We start from the raw sequence: 17566 nt of genomic DNA, 5'->3' as shown, positions 1-17566 counted from the left end.
CCCGACGCCGCGGGCCGGCACGGCCGCGCGCTTTGCCGCCAGTGCTGCCGTAGCGTTGACGGGCCCTAGTCGAAGGGCGGCGGCTCGGCCTTGTCGGCCCGCTCGGCCTGTTTGCGCTGTTCCGGCTCCGCCGTGCCGGGCTCGGCCATCTTGCGATGCCGCTCGGCCAGCAGCTCGTCCGGCGTGATATGGGCCAGCATCGCCTGCAGCTTGTTCTTCCAGCCGGCGACCACATCGGCCTCGCCCCCCAGCATGGCCTCGAAGCCGGCGCGCGCGACATCGGCCGGCGCGGCCTTGTCGTCGTCGGCGCCGACGTTGGTGTCCTCCAGCCCGGCGCGCGCGAAGAAATGGGTGTCGGTCGGCCCCGGCATCAGCACCGTCACCGTCACGCCGCTGTGCGCCAGCTCGTTGCGCAAGGCATGGGAGAAGGAGTCGATGAAGGCCTTGCTGCCGTTGTAGACGGCCTGGAAACTGCCCGGCATCAGGCCGGCGATCGAGCCGGTGATCAGGATGCGGCCGCGGCCGCGTTCGCGCATGCCGCGACCCAGGCGCTGGATCAGGTCCAGGGTGCCGGTGATATTGGTGTCGATCACATGGCGCACCGCGGCGAAGTCCTGGTCCAGGAAGGCCTGGCCCAGGCCGTGCCCGGCATTGGCCAGCAGGTACTCGACCGGCCGGCCGGCGACCGCCGCGATCAGTTGGTCGACGCCGGCGGCCGTCGCCAGATCGGCCCGCACCGTGCGCACCTGCCGGCCCTGCAGGCCCAGGGTCCGCGCGACCGCGTCCAGATCGCCCTGGTCGGCGGCCAGCACCAGTTCGCAGCCATGGCGGGCGCACAGCCGCGCCAGTTCCAGCCCGATGCCGGAGGAGGCGCCGGTGACGACGGCAAGCGCCGCGCTGCCGGCTTGTTCTTGATCGCTGCTCATGATGCTTCCTTGCGAGAGAGGGCGCGCGGCCGATGAGGGCGGGCGGAGCAATCCGGATGCCTCGTCAGCGCGGCACGGCGCGCTGCAGCAGGGCCAGCAGGGTCGGCAGCATCTGCGCCGCCTCGACCGGCTTGACGAAGACCGCCTGGAAGCCGGACAGCTGGGGGAGCAGGCGCTCCGGCGTGTCGCTGAGCGCCAGCGCCGGGATGCGCCGCGCCAGCGCGACGCCGCGCAGCGCCTCCAGCCGGCGGATGCGGCGCAGGATCTCGTTGCCGTCCTCGTCGCCCAGCCGCAGATCGCAGATCAGCAGCTGCGGCCATTGCGCGACCGGCCGCTCGTCGAACCAGTGCAGGGCCGCGGCGCCGCTGCCGAAGCCCTGCACCCGGGCGCCGAGCCGCTCCAGCTGACGGCGCAGCTCCTCGCCGCCCTGCGGCGAATCGTCGATCTGCGCGATCTGCAGGCCGGCCAGCGGCAGCTGGTCGGTGCCGGTCGGCGGCGCGGCGGTGGCCGGCGCGGCGCTCGCCTGGCGCAGCGGCAGCGCGATCGTGTAGCGCATGCCGGCCCCCTCGCCGGGCGGCTCGGTCTCGAAGCGGCCGCCCTGGCGCTCGATCAGCGAGCGGATCTCCAGCGGGTCGACCTGCGGGCGCACGCCGTTGCTGCCGTTCAGGCCGTTCATTCCGTTCGGGCCGTTCGATCCGTTGTCGCCATGGCGGCCGTCGGCGATGCCCAGCCGCGCCGCGTCGCCCTGGCGGTCCAGGCTCAGCTCGATGCGGCCGCCGGCCGGCGTCGCGTGGAGCACCGTCTCGAGCAGATCGCTGATCACGCGCGCCAAGGTGCGCAGGTCGCCGAGCACGCCGGCCTGCTGGATGTCGATCGCCGAATAGAGCTTGATGCCGCGCGCGTCCATCTCCGGCCGCAGGCTGTCGATCGCATTGGCGATCAGCGCGACCAGATTGACCGGCTGGCGCGCCAGCCGCCGCTCCAGCCGCTCGACCTCCAGCTGCTGGCGCTGCAGCTGCCAGAGCTGCGCATAGAGGCCCTTGCGTTCCAGCAGTTCCTCATGGCGGCCGCGCTCGACGATGCGGCCCTTGTCCATCACCACGATCAGGTCCGCGTCGACGATGGTCGACAGCCGGTGCGCGATCACCAGGGTCGTGCGGCCCTCGGCGATGCGGTCCAGCTCCTTCTGGATCTGGCGTTCGGCGCGCGTGTCCAGGGCCGAGGTCGCCTCGTCCAGAATCATCATCGGCGGGTTCTTCAGAAAGGCGCGCGCGATCGCGACGCGCTGCTTCTCGCCCCCCGAGAGCTTGACGCCGCGCTCGCCGACCAGGGTCTCGTACTGCTCGGGCAGGGACAGGATCAGCTCGTGGACCTGGGCCGCCTGCGCCGCCGCGACGATCTGCTCGCGCGTGGCATCGAGCCGGCCGTAGCCGATATTGCCGGCGATGGTGTCGTTGAACAGCAGGGTGTCCTGCGGCACGATGCTGATCGCGCCGCGCAGGCTGGCCAGCTGCAGCGTGCGCAGGTCCTGGCCGTCGATCGTGATCGCGCCGCCGTCGACATCGTGCAGGCGCAGCAGCAGGCGGGCCAGGGTCGACTTGCCCGAGCCCGAGCCGCCGACCACGGCCACCGTCGTGCCCGGCGCCAGCGCCAGGCTGATGCCGAACAGGATCTGCCGCCCCGGCTCGTAGCCGAAGTCCACATGCTCGAAGCGGATCTCGCCGCCGGCCACCTGCAGCGGCCGCGCGTCGGCCGGCTCGCGGATCTTCGGCCGCTGCTCCAGCAGCTCGAACAGGCGCTCGATATTGACCAGCGCGTCGCGCGCCTCGCGGAAGACGAAGCCGAGCGCGTTCAGCGGCAGGCAGATCTGGATGATGTAGGCATTGACCAGCACCAGATCGCCGACCGTCATGCGGCCCCCAACCGCCATATCGCCGGCCATCAGCATCACCGCGGCGACGCCGGCCGCGATGATGGCGCTCTGGCCGATGTGCAGGGCCGACAGCGCGCGCTGGTTGGACACGGCCGTGTCGATCCAGCGTGCGCAGATCTCGTCATAGCGCTTCGCCTCGTGGCGCTCGCGCGCATAGGCCTTGACCGCGTCGTAGTTCATCAGCGTGTCCAGCACATGGCTGTGCGCGCGCGAGTCCATCTCGTTGACCTTGCGCTGGCGCAGCATGCGCCGCTCGGTCAGCACCGAGGTGTAGACGGCGTAGACGACGAAGCACAGCAGCACGACCAGCGAGAAGGCCTGGTCGTAGCCGACCCACAGCACGGCCAGCACGATGAAGAACTCGAGCAGGGTCGGCACGATGGTGAACAGGCCGGCGCCGAGCAGGAAGCCGATGCCGGTGGTGCCGCGCTCGACGTCGCGGATCAGCGAACCGGTGTCGCGCTGCGCATGGAAGCTGGCGCTCAATTCGAGCAGATGCGCGAACACCCGCTGCGACATGCCGATCACCAGCTGCTGGGCGACGCGCGAGAACAGCAGGTCGCGCAACTCGGTGAACAGGGTCCCGGCAAAGCGCAGCAGCGCATAGCCCAGCAGCAGCGCGACCAGCAGCAGGCCCAGATGGGCGTCGGGGGCCGGCGCCGCGCCCGCCGCCGGCGTGCCCAGCCGGTCGATGATCATCTTCAGCAGCAAGGGCACCGCCACGCCGACCAGCTTGGCGACGATCAGCAGGCCCAGCGCCGCCAGCGTGCGCCCGCGATAGCGATGGACGCCGCGCCAGAGTTCGGCCACCACGCCGCGCGAGCCGGTGCTGAGGATCGTCATCCCCACCAGTCAGCAATCGCCAGACCCGCCGCCGCGCATGGCGCGCGGCGCAGCGGGCCTGCGGCGCTGTAAGAGGCGCCGCAATTTCTACAGGGCGGCCGGCGCAGCGATGAAGACGGATTTTCGAGTCGCCGGCACACCGCCTGCCATGGCCGGCGCATCCCGGCCAGAAAAGGTTCGCCATGAGTCCAGATCCCAGCACCGTTGCAGCAAGAAGTTCGGAAAGCCCGACGCCGTCCTCCGCCTCTCCACTGTCCTCGCTGGACGGTCGGGTGGTGCTGATCAGCGGCGGTGCCGGCGGCCTCGGCAGCGCGATCGCGCGCACGCTGGGCGAGGCCGGCGCGCGCGTCGTGCTGGCCGATATCGATGCCGAGCGCACGCGCCGCCGCGCGGAGGAGCTGAGCGCCGAAGGCCTGGCCGCGCGGGCGCTGTTGCTGGACGTCGGCGACGCGGCGCAATGCGAGCGCGCCGTCGCCGCGGTCGGCGAGGAATTCGGCCGCCTCGACGTGCTGGTCAACAACGCGGCGATCGACGTCACCGCGCCGCTGGCCGAGTTGGCGGTCGAGGACTGGCGGCGCGTGCTGGCGGTCAATCTGTTCGGTGCCCTGGTGCTGGCCAAGCATGCGAGCGCGCTGATGCAGCGGCGCGGGCAGGGCGGCCATCTGATCAATATCGCCTCGACCGCCTCCAAGCGCGCCTGGCCCAATGCCAGCGCCTATCACGCCACCAAGTGGGGCCTGCTCGGCCTGTCGCATGCGCTGCATGCGGAGCTGCGGCCGCAGCGCATCCGCGTCTGCGCGATCGTCGCCGGCGGCATGCGCACACCGTTTCTGCTCGACCGCTTCCCCGGCATCGACCTCGACAAGCTGCAGGAGCCCGTCCATGTCGCGCGCGCGGTGCGCTATGTGCTGGAGCAGCCGGAGGGCACCTGCGTGGCCGAGATGACGGTGTTGCCGGAGCAGGAGACGTCCTGGCCCTGAGGCGGCGCAGCAGCGCTTCGGCACACCGCTTGCCTTTGAGGCAGTACCTCAACGACCGACCCGCCACCATCATGAATGCCCTCAGAATCGCCCTGATCAGCGAGCACGCGTCGCCGCTGGCATTGGCCGGTGGCGTCGATGCCGGCGGTCAGAACGTCTATGTGGCCCATATCGCGCGCTGTCTGGCGGCTGCCGGCCACCACGTCGACGTGCTGACCCGCCGCGACGATGCGGCGCAGCCGACCATCGTCGATATGCGGCCCGGCGTGCGCGTGCTGCATATCGACGCCGGTCCGCCGCGCTTCGTGCCCAAGGAGCAGCTGCTCGAACACATGCCGGCCTTCATCGAGGCGGCGACCCAGCTGTTCGCCCACAGCGAGCCCTACGATCTGCTGCACGCGAACTTCTTCATGTCGGGTCTGGTCGGCCTGGCGCTGAAGCGCCGTTTCGAGCTGCCCCTGGTGACTACCTTCCATGCGCTGGGCCTGGTGCGGCGCCAGCACCAGCGCGAGGCCGATCTATTCCCGCCGGCGCGCATCGCCATCGAGCGCGCGCTGGTGCGCGAGTCGGACCGCGTGATCGCCGAATGCCCGCAGGACCAGAGCGATCTGATGCGCCTGTACGAGGCCGATGCGCGGCGCATCGCCTGCATTCCCTGCGGGGTCGACACGCGCGAGCTGCGGCCCGGCGACAAGCGCCGCGCGCGCCAGCGCCTGGGCTTGGCCGCCGACGAGTTCATCGTGCTGCAGCTGGGCCGCATGGTGCCGCGCAAGGGCGTGGCCAATGTGATCGCGGCGATGGCCGAGCTGCCGCCCGCGCTGTCGGCGCGGCTGCTGGTCGTCGGCGGCGGCAGTCGCGAGCCGGACGAGCAGGCCTCGCCCGAGATCGGCCGCCTGCGCGGCATCGCGCGCGGCTGCGGCGTGGCCGACAGGGTCGAGTTCGTCGGCCGGCGCGAGCGCCAGGAGTTGCGCGACTTCTATGTGGCCGCCGATGTCTTCGTCACCACGCCCTGGTACGAGCCCTTCGGCATCACGCCGCTGGAGGCCATGGCCTGCGCGACGCCGGTGATAGGCAGCGCGGTCGGCGGCATCAAGCACACGGTGCTGGACGGAGTCACCGGCTTGCTGGTGCCGCCGGAGGACCCACCGGCCCTGGCCGCTCGCCTGCTCGATCTGCAGGCGAATCCGGCGCTGGCCGCGGCCATGGGCCGCGCCGGCGTGCGCCGCGTGCGCTCGCTGTTCACCTGGGAGCGGGTCAGCCAGCAGCTGCTGGATGTCTATGCGGCGCTGGCGCAGGGCCAGGAGGCGGTGCCGCTGGCGGCGCGGCTGCTGCGCGAGGGCGGCCAGGGCGGCAAGAGCGGCAAGGGCGTCGTCGTCGGCCTGCACTCATGAGCGAGCAGGCCATCATCATCCACCGCCGCGGCGCCCCGGACCCGGCGCCGGCAGCACCGTCGGCCGACTGGAGCGGCGTGCGGCGCCTGCTGGCCGTGCGCCTGGACAATCTGGGCGATCTGCTGATGACGACGCCGGCGCTGGCCGCCCTGCGCGAGAGCCTGCCGACCGCGCGCATCACCCTGCTGACCTCGCCCTCCGGCGTGGCCGCCCAGCACCATCTGAGCATGGTGGACGCGGCGATCGCCTTCGATGCACCCTGGGTGCGCAATGGCCTGCAGGCCGAGCAGCTGAGCGCGCCGGGCGCGGCCGAGGCGGCGCTGCTGCGCCAGCTGGGTCGCCAGCAGTACGACGCCGCGGTGATCTTCACCACGGCGACACAGAGCGCGCTGCCGATGGCGATGATCGCGCGCCAGGCCGGCATCCCGCTGCGCCTCGCGCATTGCCGCGAGAACCCCTACACCCTGCTCAGCGACTGGGTTGCCGATGCCGAGCAGATCAACGGACAGATGCGCCACGAGGTGCGGCGCCAGCTCGACCTGGTCGCGCGCATCGGCGCACGCACGGCCAACGAGCATCTGCGCTTCCGACTGCATCCGGCCGACCAGCGCCGGGCCGAGCAGCGGCTGCAGCGGATGGGCATCGATGTGCGGCAGTCCTATGTGCTGATCCATCCGGGTGCCAGCGCGGCCTCGCGGCGCTGGCCCGCGCCGCGCTTCGGCGAGGCCGCCGACCTGATCGCGCGCCAGACCGGCCGGCGCATCGTCTTCTGCGGCGGCCCCGGCGAGAGCGACGCAATCACCAAGGCGCGCGCGGCGATGCGCCGACCCTCGGTCGCGATCGGCGGCGGGCTTTCGCTGGGCGAGCTGGCGGCGCTGATCGACGGCGCCTCGCTGCTGATCTGCAACAACAGCGCGCCGGCCCATCTGGCCGCGGCGCTGGGCACGCCGCTGGTCGATCTCTACGCGCTGACCAATCCGCAGCACCGGCCCTGGCGGGTCGCCTCGCGCGTGCTGAGCCACGACGTGCCCTGCCGCTGGTGCCTGAAGAGCAGCTGCCCCGAGCGGCACAACGACTGCCTGGCGCTGATCGAGCCGGCCGAGGTCGCGGCCGCCGCGCTGGCGCTGCTGCGCACGCGGCGGCGCTACCCGATCGCGCAGGACGGCCGGACCGAGGAGCTTGCCGCATGAAAGTCACGCTGGGATTGAACGCCGCCTTTCACGACAGCGCGGCCGTGCTGCTGGTCGACGGCGAGCCGGTCGCCGCGGCCGAGGAGGAGCGCTTCACGCGCATCAAGCATGCGAAGCGGCCGCTGCCCTTCAGCACCTGGGAGCTGCCCTTCCATGCGATCGACTGGTGCCTGAAGGAGGCGGGGCTGACGATGGCCGAGGTCGACCATGTCGGCTACAGCTTCGACCCGCAGCGCTTCCTGGCCGGGCGCGAGGATCTTCTGCTGCCCGGCGGCTCGCACATCGCCCTGCCGCTGCAGCCCTCGGCCGCGCGCGATCCGCGCGCGCAGCGCTGGGACAGCCCCTGGGATCCGCTCTTCCTCGCCTCCATCGTCAATGCGCCGCGCCAGCTGGCCGACGGCGCGCCGCATCATCTGCGCCGGCGCCTGCTGGTCGGCGAGCGCCGGCGCTGGCAATGGCATTTCGTCGGCCACCACCTGAGCCACCAGGCCAGCGCCTTCCTGGCCGCGCCCTTCGAGCGCTGCGCGGTGCTGACCCTGGACGGCCGCGGCGAGCGCGCCACCACGGCCTACGGCGTCTACCGCGAGCAGCGCTATCTGCCGCTGGGCGAGGTCGAGATGCCGCATTCGCTGGGCCTGCTGTACGAGCAGGTGACGCGCCAGCTGGGCTTTCTGCATTCCAGCGACGAGTACAAGGTGATGGCGCTGGCGGCGCTGGGCGAGCCGCGCTGGGCCGAGAGCCTGGCCGAGCAGCTGCGCCTGACCGGCGCCGGCCGCTACGAGATCGCCGAGCTCGATCTGGATGCGCTGGTCGGCCCGTCGCGGCCGCCCGGCGTCGAGCTGGAGCAGCGCCATTTCGATCTGGCCGCCTCGCTGCAGCAGCTGCTGGAGACGCGGGTGCTGGAGCTGGCCGGCTGGCTGCGCGAGGTCAGCGGCGAGCCGCTGCTGGCGATGGCCGGCGGCGTCGCGCTGAACTGCGTGATGAATGCGCGGCTGCGCGACGAGGGGCCGTTCGAGCAGGTCTGGGTGCAGCCGGCCGCCGGCGATGCCGGCACCGCGCTGGGCGCGGCGCTATGGGTCGATGCGCGCGAGCGCCTGCCGGCGCCCGAACGGCTGGACAGCAACGGCGGCGGCCAGCGGCTGGCGCCGCGGCGCTGGACCATGCGGCATGCCTATCTGGGCCCGCAATGGCCGGACGAGGAGGTCGAGGCGCTGCTGCGCTGGGCCCGGCTCGGCTACGAGCGCCTGGCCGACGATGTCGCGCTGGCCGAGCGCACGGCCGCGCTGCTGGCCGACAACGCCATCGTCGGCTGGTTCCAGGGCCGCATGGAATGGGGGCCGCGCGCGCTGGGTGCCCGCTCCATCCTGGCCTCGCCGATCGACCCGGCGATGCAGCAGCGGCTCAACGAGCTGAAGGACCGCGAGGACTTTCGGCCGGTCGCGCCGGCCGTCGGCGCCGAGGACTTCGCCGACTGGTTCGAGCCGGCCGGGGCCAATGGCGGCAGCTCGCCCTATATGCTGTTCACCTACCGCTGCAAGGCCGAGCGGCGCGCGCGCATCCCCTCGGCCTGCCACAGCGACGGCAGCGCGCGCGTGCAGACCGTGCATGCCGACAGCAATCCGAGCCTGCATGCGCTGCTGCAGGCCTTCGGCCGCCGCACCGGCGTGCCGGTGCTGGTCAACACCTCCTTCAATGTGCGCGGCGAGCCCATCGTCTGCAGCCCCAAGGATGCGCTGGACGCCTTCTTCTCGACCCCGCTGGACGCGCTGGTGATCGGCCGCTTCCTGCTGAGAAAGTCACCATGAGCGCCGCGCCGCCGGCCGCTGTGCAGATCAGCGTCGTCGTGCCGACCTTCCGCCGGCCGGCGCTGCTGCAGCGCTGCCTGGACGCGCTGCGGCAGCAGCGGCTCGACGAGGCCTTCGAGGTGCTGGTCGTCGACGACGGCCATTGCGACAAGACGCGCGAGCAGGTCGAGGCCCTGGCGCGCCACTGGCCGGGCCTGCGCTATCTGCGGCCGCTCGATGCGCGCCCCGGTAGCGGCCCGGCGCAGGCGCGCAACTGGGGCTGGCGCGTGGCCCGCGCCGAGCTGATCGCCTTCACCGACGACGACACGGTGCCCGACCCCGGCTGGCTGGCCGCCGGCCTGGCCGCGCTGCGCGCCCGGCCCGAGTTGATGGCGCTGGCCGGCAAGGTGAGGGTGCCGCTGCCGCCGCGGCGGCCCAGCGATCACGAACGGATGACCGCCGGCCTGCAGCGGGCCAGCTTCGTCACCGCCAATGCCTTTGTGCGGCGCTCGGCGCTGGAGGCGGTGGGCGGCTTCGACGAGCGCTTCCGGCGCGCCTGGCGCGAGGATTCGGACCTGCAGTTCCGGCTCGAGCGGCGCTTCGGGCCGATACCGCGCTGCTGCGGCGCCGTCGTGCTGCATCCGGTGCGGCCCGAGCGCTGGGGCGTCTCCCTGCGCCAGCAGCGCAATGTCTTCTTCGACGCGCTGCTCTACCGCAAGCATGCCCGTCGCTACCGGGCCGAGCTGCGGCCGCGGCCGCCCTGGGACTACTACGCCATCGTGCTGCTGGCGCCGGCCGCGCTGGTGCTGGCCCTGGCCGGCCGGGCGCAGGCGGCGGCGATCGCCGCCTTGCTGGCCGCGCTGCTGGTGCTGGCCCTGGCCGCGCGGCGCCTGCGCGGCAGCGCGCTGACGCCGGCCCATCTGCTGGAGATGCTGGCGACCTCGGCGCTGATCCCCTTTCTGTCGGTCTACTGGCGGCTGCGCGGTGCGCTGCACTTCCGCGTCTGGTTCGTATGAAGCGGGTGCTGGTCCTGCGTGCGCTGATGCTGGGCGATATCCTGTGCGCGACGCCGGCGCTGCGCGCGCTGCGCGCCGGCCTGCCGGGTGCCGAGATCACCCTGCTGGCCCTGCCCTGGGCGCGCGGCCTGGCCGAGCGCCTGGACAGCATCGACGAGTTCATCGAGTTTCCCGGCTGGCCGGGCCTGCCCGAACGGCCGCCGGACCGGCCGGCGCTGTCCTGGCTGCTGGCGCGGCTGCGCGCGCGGCGCTTCGACCTGGCGATTCAGCTGCACGGCAGCGGCGGCATCACCAACCCGCTGCTGGCCAGCTTCGGCGCGCGCTTCAATGCCGGCTTCTGCCAGCCGGGCGCCTGGACGCCGGCCGGCGATGCCAAGCGCTTCCTGCACTGGCCCGCCCAGGGCAGCGAGCTCGAGCGCCTGCTGGCGCTGTGCGATCACCTGGGCCTGCCGCGCCAGGGCACGGCGCTGGACTTCCCGCTGCGCGAGCCGGACCGCCAGGAGGCCGCGCGCCTGCTGGGCGCGCTGGCCGGCCGGCCCTATGCCATCGTCCATCCGGGCGCGCAGCTGCCCTCGCGGCGCTGGCCGCCGGCGCGCTTTGCCGCCGTCGCCGATGCGCTGGCCGCGCGCGGCCTGGCCATCGTGCTGACCGGCACGGCCGACGAGGCGCCGCTGACCGCCGCCGTTGGCGCGGCGCTGCGCGCGCCGGCGCTGGATCTGGCCGGCAGGACCTCGCTGTGGAGCCTGGGCGCGCTGATCGAGGGCGCGGCGCTGATGATCAGCAACGACACCGGCGTCTCGCATATCGCCGCCGCGCTGGGCCGGCCCAGCGTGGTGATCTCCAGCGGCGGCGATGCGGCGCGCTGGTCGCCGGCCGATGGCGCGCTGCACCGCGTGCTGTGGCAGCCGCGCGGCTGCCGGCCCTGCGCCGAGCCGGTCTGCCCCTATGCGCTGGACGGCCACAGCGCCTGCGGCCTGGCGATCGCCAGCGCCAGCGTCGAGCGCGAGGCGCTGCGCCTGCTGGACGCGCGGCCGCCCGCACGGGAGAGCCGCCATGCCTAGCCGCGGCCGCCGCCTGCGCGTGCTGACCTGGCATGTGCATGGCAACTACCTCTACAACCTGACACAGGTGCCGCAGGACTTCTACCTGCTCACCGACGCGGCGCGCTCCGCCCATCACAGCGGCCGCAGCGGCAGCCTGCCCTGGGGCGAGAACGTGCACGAGGCGCCGATCGAGCATGTCGCGCAGATGGAGTTCGATGTGCTGCTGTTCCAGTCGCGCGCGGCCTGGGACGAGGAGCAGCACCGCATCCTGACGTCGGCGCAGCGCGCGCTGCCGCGCATCGTGCTCGAGCACGACCCGCCGCAGCAGCACCCGACCGACACCGTGCACTGGTGCCAGGACCGCGGCGCGCTGCTGGTCCAGGTGACGCCCTTCAATGCGCTGATGTGGGATGCCGGCGTGACGCCGACACGCGTGATCGAGCATGGGGTCAAGCCGCTGCGCGAGCTGCCCTGGCGCGGCGAGCTGGAGCGCGGCCTGGTGGTCGTCAACAACCTGCCGCGCCGCGGCCGCCGCCTCGGTCTGGACGTCTACCAGACGCTGGCCGCCGAGCTGCCGCTGAAACTGGTGGGCATGGGCAGCGAGGCGATCGGCGGCGCCGGCGAGGTCGCACAGGCGGCGCTGCCCGAGCTGCTGGCCAGCCACCGCTTCTTCTTCAACCCGATCCGCTACACCAGCCTGGGCCTGGCCATCATCGAGGCCATGCTGGCCGGCCTGCCGGTCGTCGGCCTGGCGACCACCGAGCTGGTCAGCGTGATCGCCAGCGGCCGCAACGGCTTCGTCGACACCCGGCCGGCCGCGCTGGCCGAGGCGATGCGCGCGCTGCTGCGCGAGCCGGCGCTGGCGCGCGAATGGGGCGAGGCCGGCCGGCGCACGGCGCGCGAGCGCTTCGGCATCGATCGCTTCGTCGCCGACTGGCTGGCCGCGCTGGACCTGGTCAGCTCCTGATTCATTGCAAGGAAAGCAAGCCCATGAGCATCCCCCCGACAGCAGAACCCGGCCTGGTGCTGGTCAGCGGCGCCGCCGGTTTCGTCGGCAGCCATCTGTGCGACGCGCTGCTGCGCCGCGGCCACCGCGTGCTGGGACTGGACAATCTGAGCACCGGCGATCGCGCGCATCTGGCGCATCTGGAACAGGAGCCGGCCTTCCGCTTCATCGAGCACGACATCACCGAGCCGCCGCCGGCCGCGGCCGAGGGCGCGCGGCGCATCTTCAACCTGGCCTGCCCGGCCAGCCCGGCCTGGTACCAGCGCCGGCCGATCGCGACCCTGCTGGCCAGCACGGCCGGCACCTGGCAGCTGCTGCAATTGGCGCGGCGCAATGCCGCGCCGCTGCTGCAGGTCTCGACCAGCGAGGTCTATGGCGATCCGCAGCAGCATCCGCAGCAGGAAAGCTACTGGGGCCATGTCAACCCGATCGGCATGCGCGCCTGCTACGACGAAGGCAAGCGCGCCGCCGAGGCGCTGTGCTTCTCCTGCCGGCAGGAATGGGGGCTGAGCATCCGCGTCGCGCGCCTGTTCAACTGTTATGGCCCGCGGCTGACGCCGGGCGATGGCCGCGTCGTCAGCAACTTCATCGTGCAGGCGCTGCGCGGCGAAGCGCTGACCGTCTATGGCGACGGCCGCCAGACGCGCAGCTTCTGCTATGTGGACGACACCGTCGACGGGCTGCTGCGGCTGATGGACGGCGAGCATCCGGGACCGATCAATATCGGCAATCCGGACGAGCACACGGTGATGGCGCTGGCGCAGCGGGTGCTGGCGCTGACCGGCAGCGACTCGGCCCTGGTGCGCCGGCCGCTGCCGCCGGACGACCCGACGCGGCGCCGCCCCGATATCGACCGCGCCCAGCGCGAACTGGGCTGGGCGCCGCGCATCTCGCTCGACGAAGGGCTGCGGCACACGATCGCCTATTTCGAGCAATGCCTGGGCCTGCCGGCGCGCGCCGGCCGCCAGCCGACGGCCGCGCTGAGCGCCGGCCGCTAGCGCCGATCACTCGCGCGGATCGCCGCTCAGGCGCTGCTGCCACTGCCGCAGCGCCTGCAGATAGTCGGGCACCGGCCGGCGCTCCAGCGTGGTCGGATCGACCTGCCAGAGCCCGCTCTCGTGCCAGCGCGCCGGCTCGTTCCAGTCCGGCCGGTCGACCAGCGGATAGAGGCAGAAGCCCCACAGCGGCAGGCCCAGCTGTTCGCGCGCGCGCAGCGCCTCGGCGGCCATCTCGTTTAGCCAGTCGGCGCGGCCCGCGCCGACATGGCCGGTCTCGGCGATCACCAGCGGCCGGCCGTAGCGCCGCCAGGCCTCGTCCAGCAGCCGGCCCAGCGGCAGCCAGCGCGGGTCGTGCAGATGCCAGGCCAGGCGCCTCTCGCTGAGCAGCTCCCACTGGCTGCTGTGGTAATGGTTGACGCCCAGCAGGTCCAGCGCCGCCGGGCTGCCGCCCAGCGCCGGCTCCAGGCGGCCGGCCAGCAGGTCCCAGGCCTGCCATTGCCAGCCGCGCACCTCGGCGGCGCGCTCGGCCAGATCGGGCCGATCGGGCGGCGCGACCACATGGCACAGCGGCTCCACATGCAGAAAGCGGGCGCGCGCATCGACCGCGCGGATCGCCTCGATCGCCGCCAGTGCCGCGCGCGCCAGCCGGCGCTTGATCCGGTAGCCGCTGACCTGCGAACTCTCGGCCGCCGCGCCGGCGCCGTTGTTGGGCGGCGCCATCAGCTGCGGCTGCGAGGCGGCCCAGGCCAGATAGCCGATCTCGTTGACCGGCGTGTAGACCGGCGCGCCGGCGCTGAGCGGCTTCAGCAGCCGCGCCACCTCGGCGGCAAAGCGCGCGAAGCGCGCGATCAGCGCGTCGTCGTGCAGGCTCAGGTCGGCTGGCAGGCCGTAGTGCCAGATCGTCCACAGCGGCTGCAGGCCGTGACGGCGCGCGCCATGGGCGATGCGCTCGACCCGGCTCAGGTCGATGCGGCCGCCGGGCGCCTCGCACAGGCGCCAGCCTATGCTCTCGCGGATGCTGAACAGGCCGGCCTCGGCGGCGCGCCGGTAGTCCTGGTCCAGCCGCTCCAGATGGCCGCTGGCCTGCTGCAGGTCGAGCGCGTCGCCGCGGAAGTTGATGTGGTCGGCGCCCTCGAAGCCGCCGGCCCAGAAGGAGGCCAGCGGCGAGGCTTCCGGCCTCATCCGGCCAGGCCCAGCCCGATCTCGATCTGCTCGCACCAGGTGTGGCCGACGAAGATGTGCGCCTCCTGGATGCGCGCGCTGTCGTGATGGGCAATCACCACCGCCTGCTCGCAGCGCTGCAGGGCCGCGCCGCCGTCGCGGCCGAGCAGGCCCACCGTGTGCACGCCCAGAGCGCGCGCGGCCTCGAAGGCGCGCAGCACATTGGGCGAGGCGCCCGAGGTCGAGATGCCGATCGCGCAATCGCCGCGCCGCGCCAGCGCGGCCAGCTGGCGCGCGAACAGCTGCTCGTAGCCGTAGTCGTTGGCGATCGCGGTCAGCACCGCGGTGTCGGCCGACAGCGCCAGCGCCGCCAGCGGCCGCCGCTCGCGCCGCAGGCGTCCGCTCAATTCGGCCGCTAGGTGCTGGCTGTCGGCGGCCGAACCGCCATTGCCGAAGAAGAACAGGCGCCCGCCGCGCGCCAGCGTGTCGGTCATGCGCGCGGCCGCCGCGGCGATCGGTGCGGCCAGCTCGTCCAGCGCCTCGAACAGGCGGCGGTGCTGGGCCAGGTTGTGCGTGAACAGCGCCAGCGGGTCGAGATGGCCGCGCGCGATCGGATCAATGACGGTATTCATCATGGCGGGACTCCTGATGCGGCGGCAGCGGATCGAGCGAGGGCGGCGCGGCCGCGCCGTCGAGCTCCTCGGGCCGCAGGCTGGCGGTGCCGAACTTCTGCACCACCAGGCCGGCCGCGCGATTGGCCTGGCGGGCCGCCTCCTCGATGCCGCGGCCGCCGGCCAGCGCGCGCGCCAGCACCGCCAGCACCGTGTCGCCGGCGCCGCTCACGTCATAGACCTCGCGCGCCTGCGCGGCAATGCGCAGCGGCGCGCGCCCGGGCGAGAACAGCACCATGCCCAGCTCGCCGCGCGTGACCAGCAGATGCTCGAGCTCCAGCTGCTGGCGCAGCGCCCCCATGCGGCGCTCGAAATCCGCCTCGTCGCTCCAGGCACCGGCCGCCTGCGCGGCCTCTTCGGCATTGGGCTTGAGCAGCCAGGCGCCGCGGTAGCGGACGAAATCGCGGCCCTTGGGGTCGACCAGCACGCGGCAGCCGCTGCGCCGTGCGCCGTCGATGAGGGCGCGGCAGTCGGACAGCGCGCCCTTGCCGTAGTCCGACAGCAGCAGCCAGCGGTAGCGCGGCAGCAGCTCGGCGGCCAGCTCGGCCAGCGCCTGCGCGCTGTCGCCGGGCGCCGGCTGCTCGATGTCGATGCGCAGCAGCTGCTGGCGGCGGCAGACGACGCGGATCTTCTGCGTCGTGCAGATCTGCGTGCCGCGCACCGCCTGCAGCTCGACGCCGCGCGCGATCAGCAGCTCGGCCAGGCGCCCGCCGGCCTCGTCCTGGCCCAGCAGGGTGGCCAGGGTGACCGGGCAGTGCAGATCGATCAGATTGATCGCGACATTGGCGGCGCCGCCGGCGCGCTGCCATTCGCTGCCCATCAGCAGCACCGGCACCGGCGCCTCGGGCGAGATGCGCTCGACGCTGCCTTCGAGGTAGCGGTCCAGCATGCTGTCGCCCAGCACCAGCACGGCATCGGAGGGGGGATGGTCTCTCATGCCGCCCCTTCGGCAATTCGCATGCTCGCGATGCGCCGCAGCAGCGCGCTGCTGGACAGGCCGCCGACATGGGGCACGATCACCGTGCGCCCGCCCCAGCCGGCCAGCAGCGCGGCCTCGGGCAGATCGCCAAGCCGGTAGTCGCCACCCTTCACATAGACCTCGGGCCGCAGCGCGGCGATCAGCGCCAGCGGCCGGTCCTCGTCGAACAGTAGCACCGCCGAGACGGCGGCCAGCGCGCCGACGATGCGGGCGCGCTGCCGCTCGTCAACGAGGGGCCGACCCGGCCCCTTGCCCAGGCGCCGCGCCGAGGCATCGCTGTTGATGCCGACGACCAGGGAGCGGCCGAGCGCGCGCGCCGCCTCCAGGCATTCCACATGGCCGGCATGCAGCAGGTCGAAGACGCCGTTGCTGAACACCAGCGGGCGCGGCAGCTGCTCGCGCAGCCGGGCGATTGCTTCGTGGTCCATGGTGTCCTGCGCCTCCTTATTTGCGCCGTTCCGCGGTGGCCGGGCCGCGGCGCATCGGCGTCGCGCCGTGCAGCTGCTGCACGGTGGCGCCGGCCAGCCGGCTCAGCAGCTGCGCGCTGCGGGCGATGCTGTCGTCCAGATTGAAGGCCTTCAGCGCGCGCTCGCGCGCCCGGGCGCCGAAGGCGGCGCGGCGTGCCGGATCGCCCAGCAGGCCGGCGCAGCGCGCGCCGATGTCGTCGTAGTCATTGCTTGCGACCAGCCAGCCGTCGATGCCATGGCGCACGATGTCGGGCACGCCGCCGACGCGGGTGGCGACCACCGGCACGCCGCTGGCCATCGCCTCCATCAGGTTCAGCGGCATCGCCTCCGAATGCGAGCTGCAGGCCAGCACGTCGATCTCGCCGTACAGCCAGGGCATGTCGGTCTGCAGGCCGATCAGGTGCACCCGCTCGCCCAGGCGCAGCTGCCCGATCTCGCGCCGCAGCGCCTCCAGCATCGGCCCCTCGCCCGCCATCACGCAGTGCGCGCTCTCCAGCCGCGCCAGCAGCGGCCAGACCGAGCGCACGAAGACCTCGGGCCCCTTCTCCGGCGAGAAGCGGCCGACGAAGCCGAGCAGCGGCGTGTCGGCGGCCAGGCCCAGGCGCGCGCGCAGCGACTCGGCGCCGGCGCTGCGCGGCCGCGGCTGGAAGACCTCGCAGTCGACGCCGTTCGGATCGTGGCTCAGCAGCTCGGGCAGCACGCCCAGGCCCAGCGCGTGGTAGTAGGTCTCGCGGCAGACCACGCTCAGATGGCTGCCGACGCTGCGGTGCAGCTCCAGGTCCAGCAGGGCCAGCTGGCGGCCGTGGATGGTCGTCAGCACCGGCCGGCGGGCGAGCCGCCCGGCCAGCGCGGCCAGCAGGTGGGCATTGGGCAGATGGGCGTGCAGCAGGTGGATGCCGGCATGCTCGACCAGGGCGGCGGTCATCTGCACCGAGCTCCAGGAAGGATCGGCCGGCATCGGCGTCACCAGCACCTCGGCCTCCAGCTCGCGCAGGCGCTCGGCCAGCGGCGCCTCGTAGGGCAGCAGCGCGGTGATCGCAAAGCGCTCGCGCGGCAGGCGCTCGACCAGGCGTTCGACCCAGCGCTCCATGCCGCCGACGATCGCGTTGCCCAGCAGCTGCAGCACATGGATGCGCCCGTCGCGTCGCGGCGGCAGGCTCTCGTCGCTCAACATGATG

At 72.9% G+C, this 17566-nt stretch carries 15 protein-coding genes; 8 read left to right on the top strand and 7 right to left on the bottom strand.

The genetic code is table 11. The features are described from left to right. Positions 1-65 precede the first annotated feature (65 nt). Complete coding sequence (locus tag QWJ38_RS18835; protein ID WP_290360656.1) at positions 66-926, bottom strand: SDR family NAD(P)-dependent oxidoreductase; 861 nt, start codon at positions 924-926, stop codon at positions 66-68. Between the two features lie 64 nt (positions 927-990). Beyond that, on the bottom strand, positions 991-3702 hold the full coding sequence (locus tag QWJ38_RS18830) for an ABC transporter transmembrane domain-containing protein (protein WP_290360655.1): 2712 nt from the start codon (positions 3700-3702) through the stop codon (positions 991-993). 182 nt (positions 3703-3884) lie between these two features. Here QWJ38_RS18830 and QWJ38_RS18825 point away from each other — a divergent pair, with 182 nt between their 5' ends. The 8 genes from QWJ38_RS18825 (at position 3885) to QWJ38_RS18790 (ending at position 13110) form a co-directional block, all read left to right on the top strand. After that, positions 3885-4682: an SDR family oxidoreductase gene (locus QWJ38_RS18825; protein WP_290360654.1), complete on the top strand. Its 798-nt coding sequence runs from the start codon at positions 3885-3887 to the stop codon at positions 4680-4682. A 71-nt stretch (positions 4683-4753) separates the two neighbouring features. Then, positions 4754-6073, top strand: a complete 1320-nt coding sequence (locus tag QWJ38_RS18820) for a glycosyltransferase family 4 protein (protein ID WP_290360653.1) — start codon at positions 4754-4756, stop codon at positions 6071-6073. Further along, entirely contained in the window at positions 6070-7263 is a 1194-nt protein-coding gene (locus QWJ38_RS18815; RefSeq protein WP_290360652.1) for a glycosyltransferase family 9 protein, read from the top strand. The genes QWJ38_RS18820 and QWJ38_RS18815 overlap by 4 nt, the downstream gene beginning before the upstream one ends. Continuing rightward, positions 7260-9068 carry a carbamoyltransferase family protein gene (locus QWJ38_RS18810; RefSeq protein WP_290360651.1) on the top strand — a complete coding sequence of 603 codons (1809 nt, stop codon included), beginning with the start codon at positions 7260-7262 and terminating at the stop codon, positions 9066-9068. Before QWJ38_RS18815 ends, QWJ38_RS18810 begins: the two co-directional genes overlap by 4 nt. Next, the gene (locus tag QWJ38_RS18805; protein ID WP_290360650.1) at positions 9065-10063 is read left to right on the top strand and encodes a glycosyltransferase family 2 protein; all 999 of its coding nucleotides are present in this window, start codon (positions 9065-9067) and stop codon (positions 10061-10063) included. The genes QWJ38_RS18810 and QWJ38_RS18805 overlap by 4 nt, the downstream gene beginning before the upstream one ends. Beyond that, positions 10060-11124, top strand: a complete 1065-nt coding sequence (locus QWJ38_RS18800) for a glycosyltransferase family 9 protein (protein WP_290360649.1) — start codon at positions 10060-10062, stop codon at positions 11122-11124. The genes QWJ38_RS18805 and QWJ38_RS18800 overlap by 4 nt, the downstream gene beginning before the upstream one ends. Further along, the gene (locus QWJ38_RS18795) at positions 11117-12073 is read left to right on the top strand and encodes a glycosyltransferase family 4 protein (RefSeq protein ID WP_290360648.1); all 957 of its coding nucleotides are present in this window, start codon (positions 11117-11119) and stop codon (positions 12071-12073) included. Before QWJ38_RS18800 ends, QWJ38_RS18795 begins: the two co-directional genes overlap by 8 nt. A 23-nt stretch (positions 12074-12096) precedes the next feature. After that, entirely contained in the window at positions 12097-13110 is a 1014-nt protein-coding gene (locus QWJ38_RS18790) for a UDP-glucuronic acid decarboxylase family protein (protein ID WP_290360647.1), read from the top strand. Positions 13111-13116: 6 nt separating this feature from the next. Here QWJ38_RS18790 and QWJ38_RS18785 read toward each other — a convergent pair whose 3' ends face one another. The 5 genes from QWJ38_RS18785 to QWJ38_RS18765 are packed head-to-tail and all read right to left on the bottom strand — an operon-like array spanning position 13117 to position 17562. Next, positions 13117-14292, bottom strand: a complete 1176-nt coding sequence (locus QWJ38_RS18785; protein ID WP_290360646.1) for a family 1 glycosylhydrolase — start codon at positions 14290-14292, stop codon at positions 13117-13119. Beyond that, on the bottom strand, positions 14289-14906 hold the full coding sequence (locus QWJ38_RS18780; protein WP_290360645.1) for a D-sedoheptulose-7-phosphate isomerase: 618 nt from the start codon (positions 14904-14906) through the stop codon (positions 14289-14291). Before QWJ38_RS18780 ends, QWJ38_RS18785 begins: the two co-directional genes overlap by 4 nt. Then, positions 14887-15879, bottom strand: a complete 993-nt coding sequence (locus QWJ38_RS18775; RefSeq protein ID WP_290360644.1) for a bifunctional heptose 7-phosphate kinase/heptose 1-phosphate adenyltransferase — start codon at positions 15877-15879, stop codon at positions 14887-14889. Before QWJ38_RS18775 ends, QWJ38_RS18780 begins: the two co-directional genes overlap by 20 nt. Then, positions 15876-16349, bottom strand: coding sequence for an adenylyltransferase/cytidyltransferase family protein (locus QWJ38_RS18770; RefSeq protein ID WP_290360643.1), 474 nt, complete (start codon positions 16347-16349; stop codon positions 15876-15878). The genes QWJ38_RS18775 and QWJ38_RS18770 overlap by 4 nt, the downstream gene beginning before the upstream one ends. A 16-nt stretch (positions 16350-16365) precedes the next feature. Continuing rightward, positions 16366-17562: a glycosyltransferase family 4 protein gene (locus QWJ38_RS18765; protein ID WP_290360642.1), complete on the bottom strand. Its 1197-nt coding sequence runs from the start codon at positions 17560-17562 to the stop codon at positions 16366-16368. Positions 17563-17566 lie beyond the last annotated feature (4 nt).

The organism is Roseateles violae (genome assembly GCF_030410485.1).
GTDB lineage: Bacteria > Pseudomonadota > Gammaproteobacteria > Burkholderiales > Burkholderiaceae_C > Roseateles_D > Roseateles_D violae.
The sequence above is the reverse complement of the archived record's forward strand: the minus strand, read 5'-3'. Positions and strand labels throughout refer to the sequence as shown.

Excerpts from the sequence above, each read along its gene's own strand:
- QWJ38_RS18785 (WP_290360646.1), bottom strand. The coding sequence starts at position 14,292 with ATGAGGCCGGAAGCCTCGCCGCTGGCCTCCTTCTGGGCCGGCGGCTTC.
- QWJ38_RS18780 (WP_290360645.1), bottom strand. The coding sequence starts at position 14,906 with ATGATGAATACCGTCATTGATCCGATCGCGCGCGGCCATCTCGACCCG.
- QWJ38_RS18830 (WP_290360655.1), bottom strand. The coding sequence starts at position 3,702 with ATGACGATCCTCAGCACCGGCTCGCGCGGCGTGGTGGCCGAACTCTGG.
- QWJ38_RS18800 (WP_290360649.1), top strand. The coding sequence starts at position 10,060 with ATGAAGCGGGTGCTGGTCCTGCGTGCGCTGATGCTGGGCGATATCCTG.
- QWJ38_RS18790 (WP_290360647.1), top strand. The coding sequence starts at position 12,097 with ATGAGCATCCCCCCGACAGCAGAACCCGGCCTGGTGCTGGTCAGCGGC.
- QWJ38_RS18775 (WP_290360644.1), bottom strand. The coding sequence starts at position 15,879 with ATGAGAGACCATCCCCCCTCCGATGCCGTGCTGGTGCTGGGCGACAGC.
- QWJ38_RS18765 (WP_290360642.1), bottom strand. The coding sequence starts at position 17,562 with ATGTTGAGCGACGAGAGCCTGCCGCCGCGACGCGACGGGCGCATCCAT.
- QWJ38_RS18825 (WP_290360654.1), top strand. The coding sequence starts at position 3,885 with ATGAGTCCAGATCCCAGCACCGTTGCAGCAAGAAGTTCGGAAAGCCCG.
- QWJ38_RS18805 (WP_290360650.1), top strand. The coding sequence starts at position 9,065 with ATGAGCGCCGCGCCGCCGGCCGCTGTGCAGATCAGCGTCGTCGTGCCG.
- QWJ38_RS18795 (WP_290360648.1), top strand. The coding sequence starts at position 11,117 with ATGCCTAGCCGCGGCCGCCGCCTGCGCGTGCTGACCTGGCATGTGCAT.
- QWJ38_RS18770 (WP_290360643.1), bottom strand. The coding sequence starts at position 16,349 with ATGGACCACGAAGCAATCGCCCGGCTGCGCGAGCAGCTGCCGCGCCCG.
- QWJ38_RS18810 (WP_290360651.1), top strand. The coding sequence starts at position 7,260 with ATGAAAGTCACGCTGGGATTGAACGCCGCCTTTCACGACAGCGCGGCC.
- QWJ38_RS18820 (WP_290360653.1), top strand. The coding sequence starts at position 4,754 with ATGAATGCCCTCAGAATCGCCCTGATCAGCGAGCACGCGTCGCCGCTG.
- QWJ38_RS18815 (WP_290360652.1), top strand. The coding sequence starts at position 6,070 with ATGAGCGAGCAGGCCATCATCATCCACCGCCGCGGCGCCCCGGACCCG.
- QWJ38_RS18835 (WP_290360656.1), bottom strand. The coding sequence starts at position 926 with ATGAGCAGCGATCAAGAACAAGCCGGCAGCGCGGCGCTTGCCGTCGTC.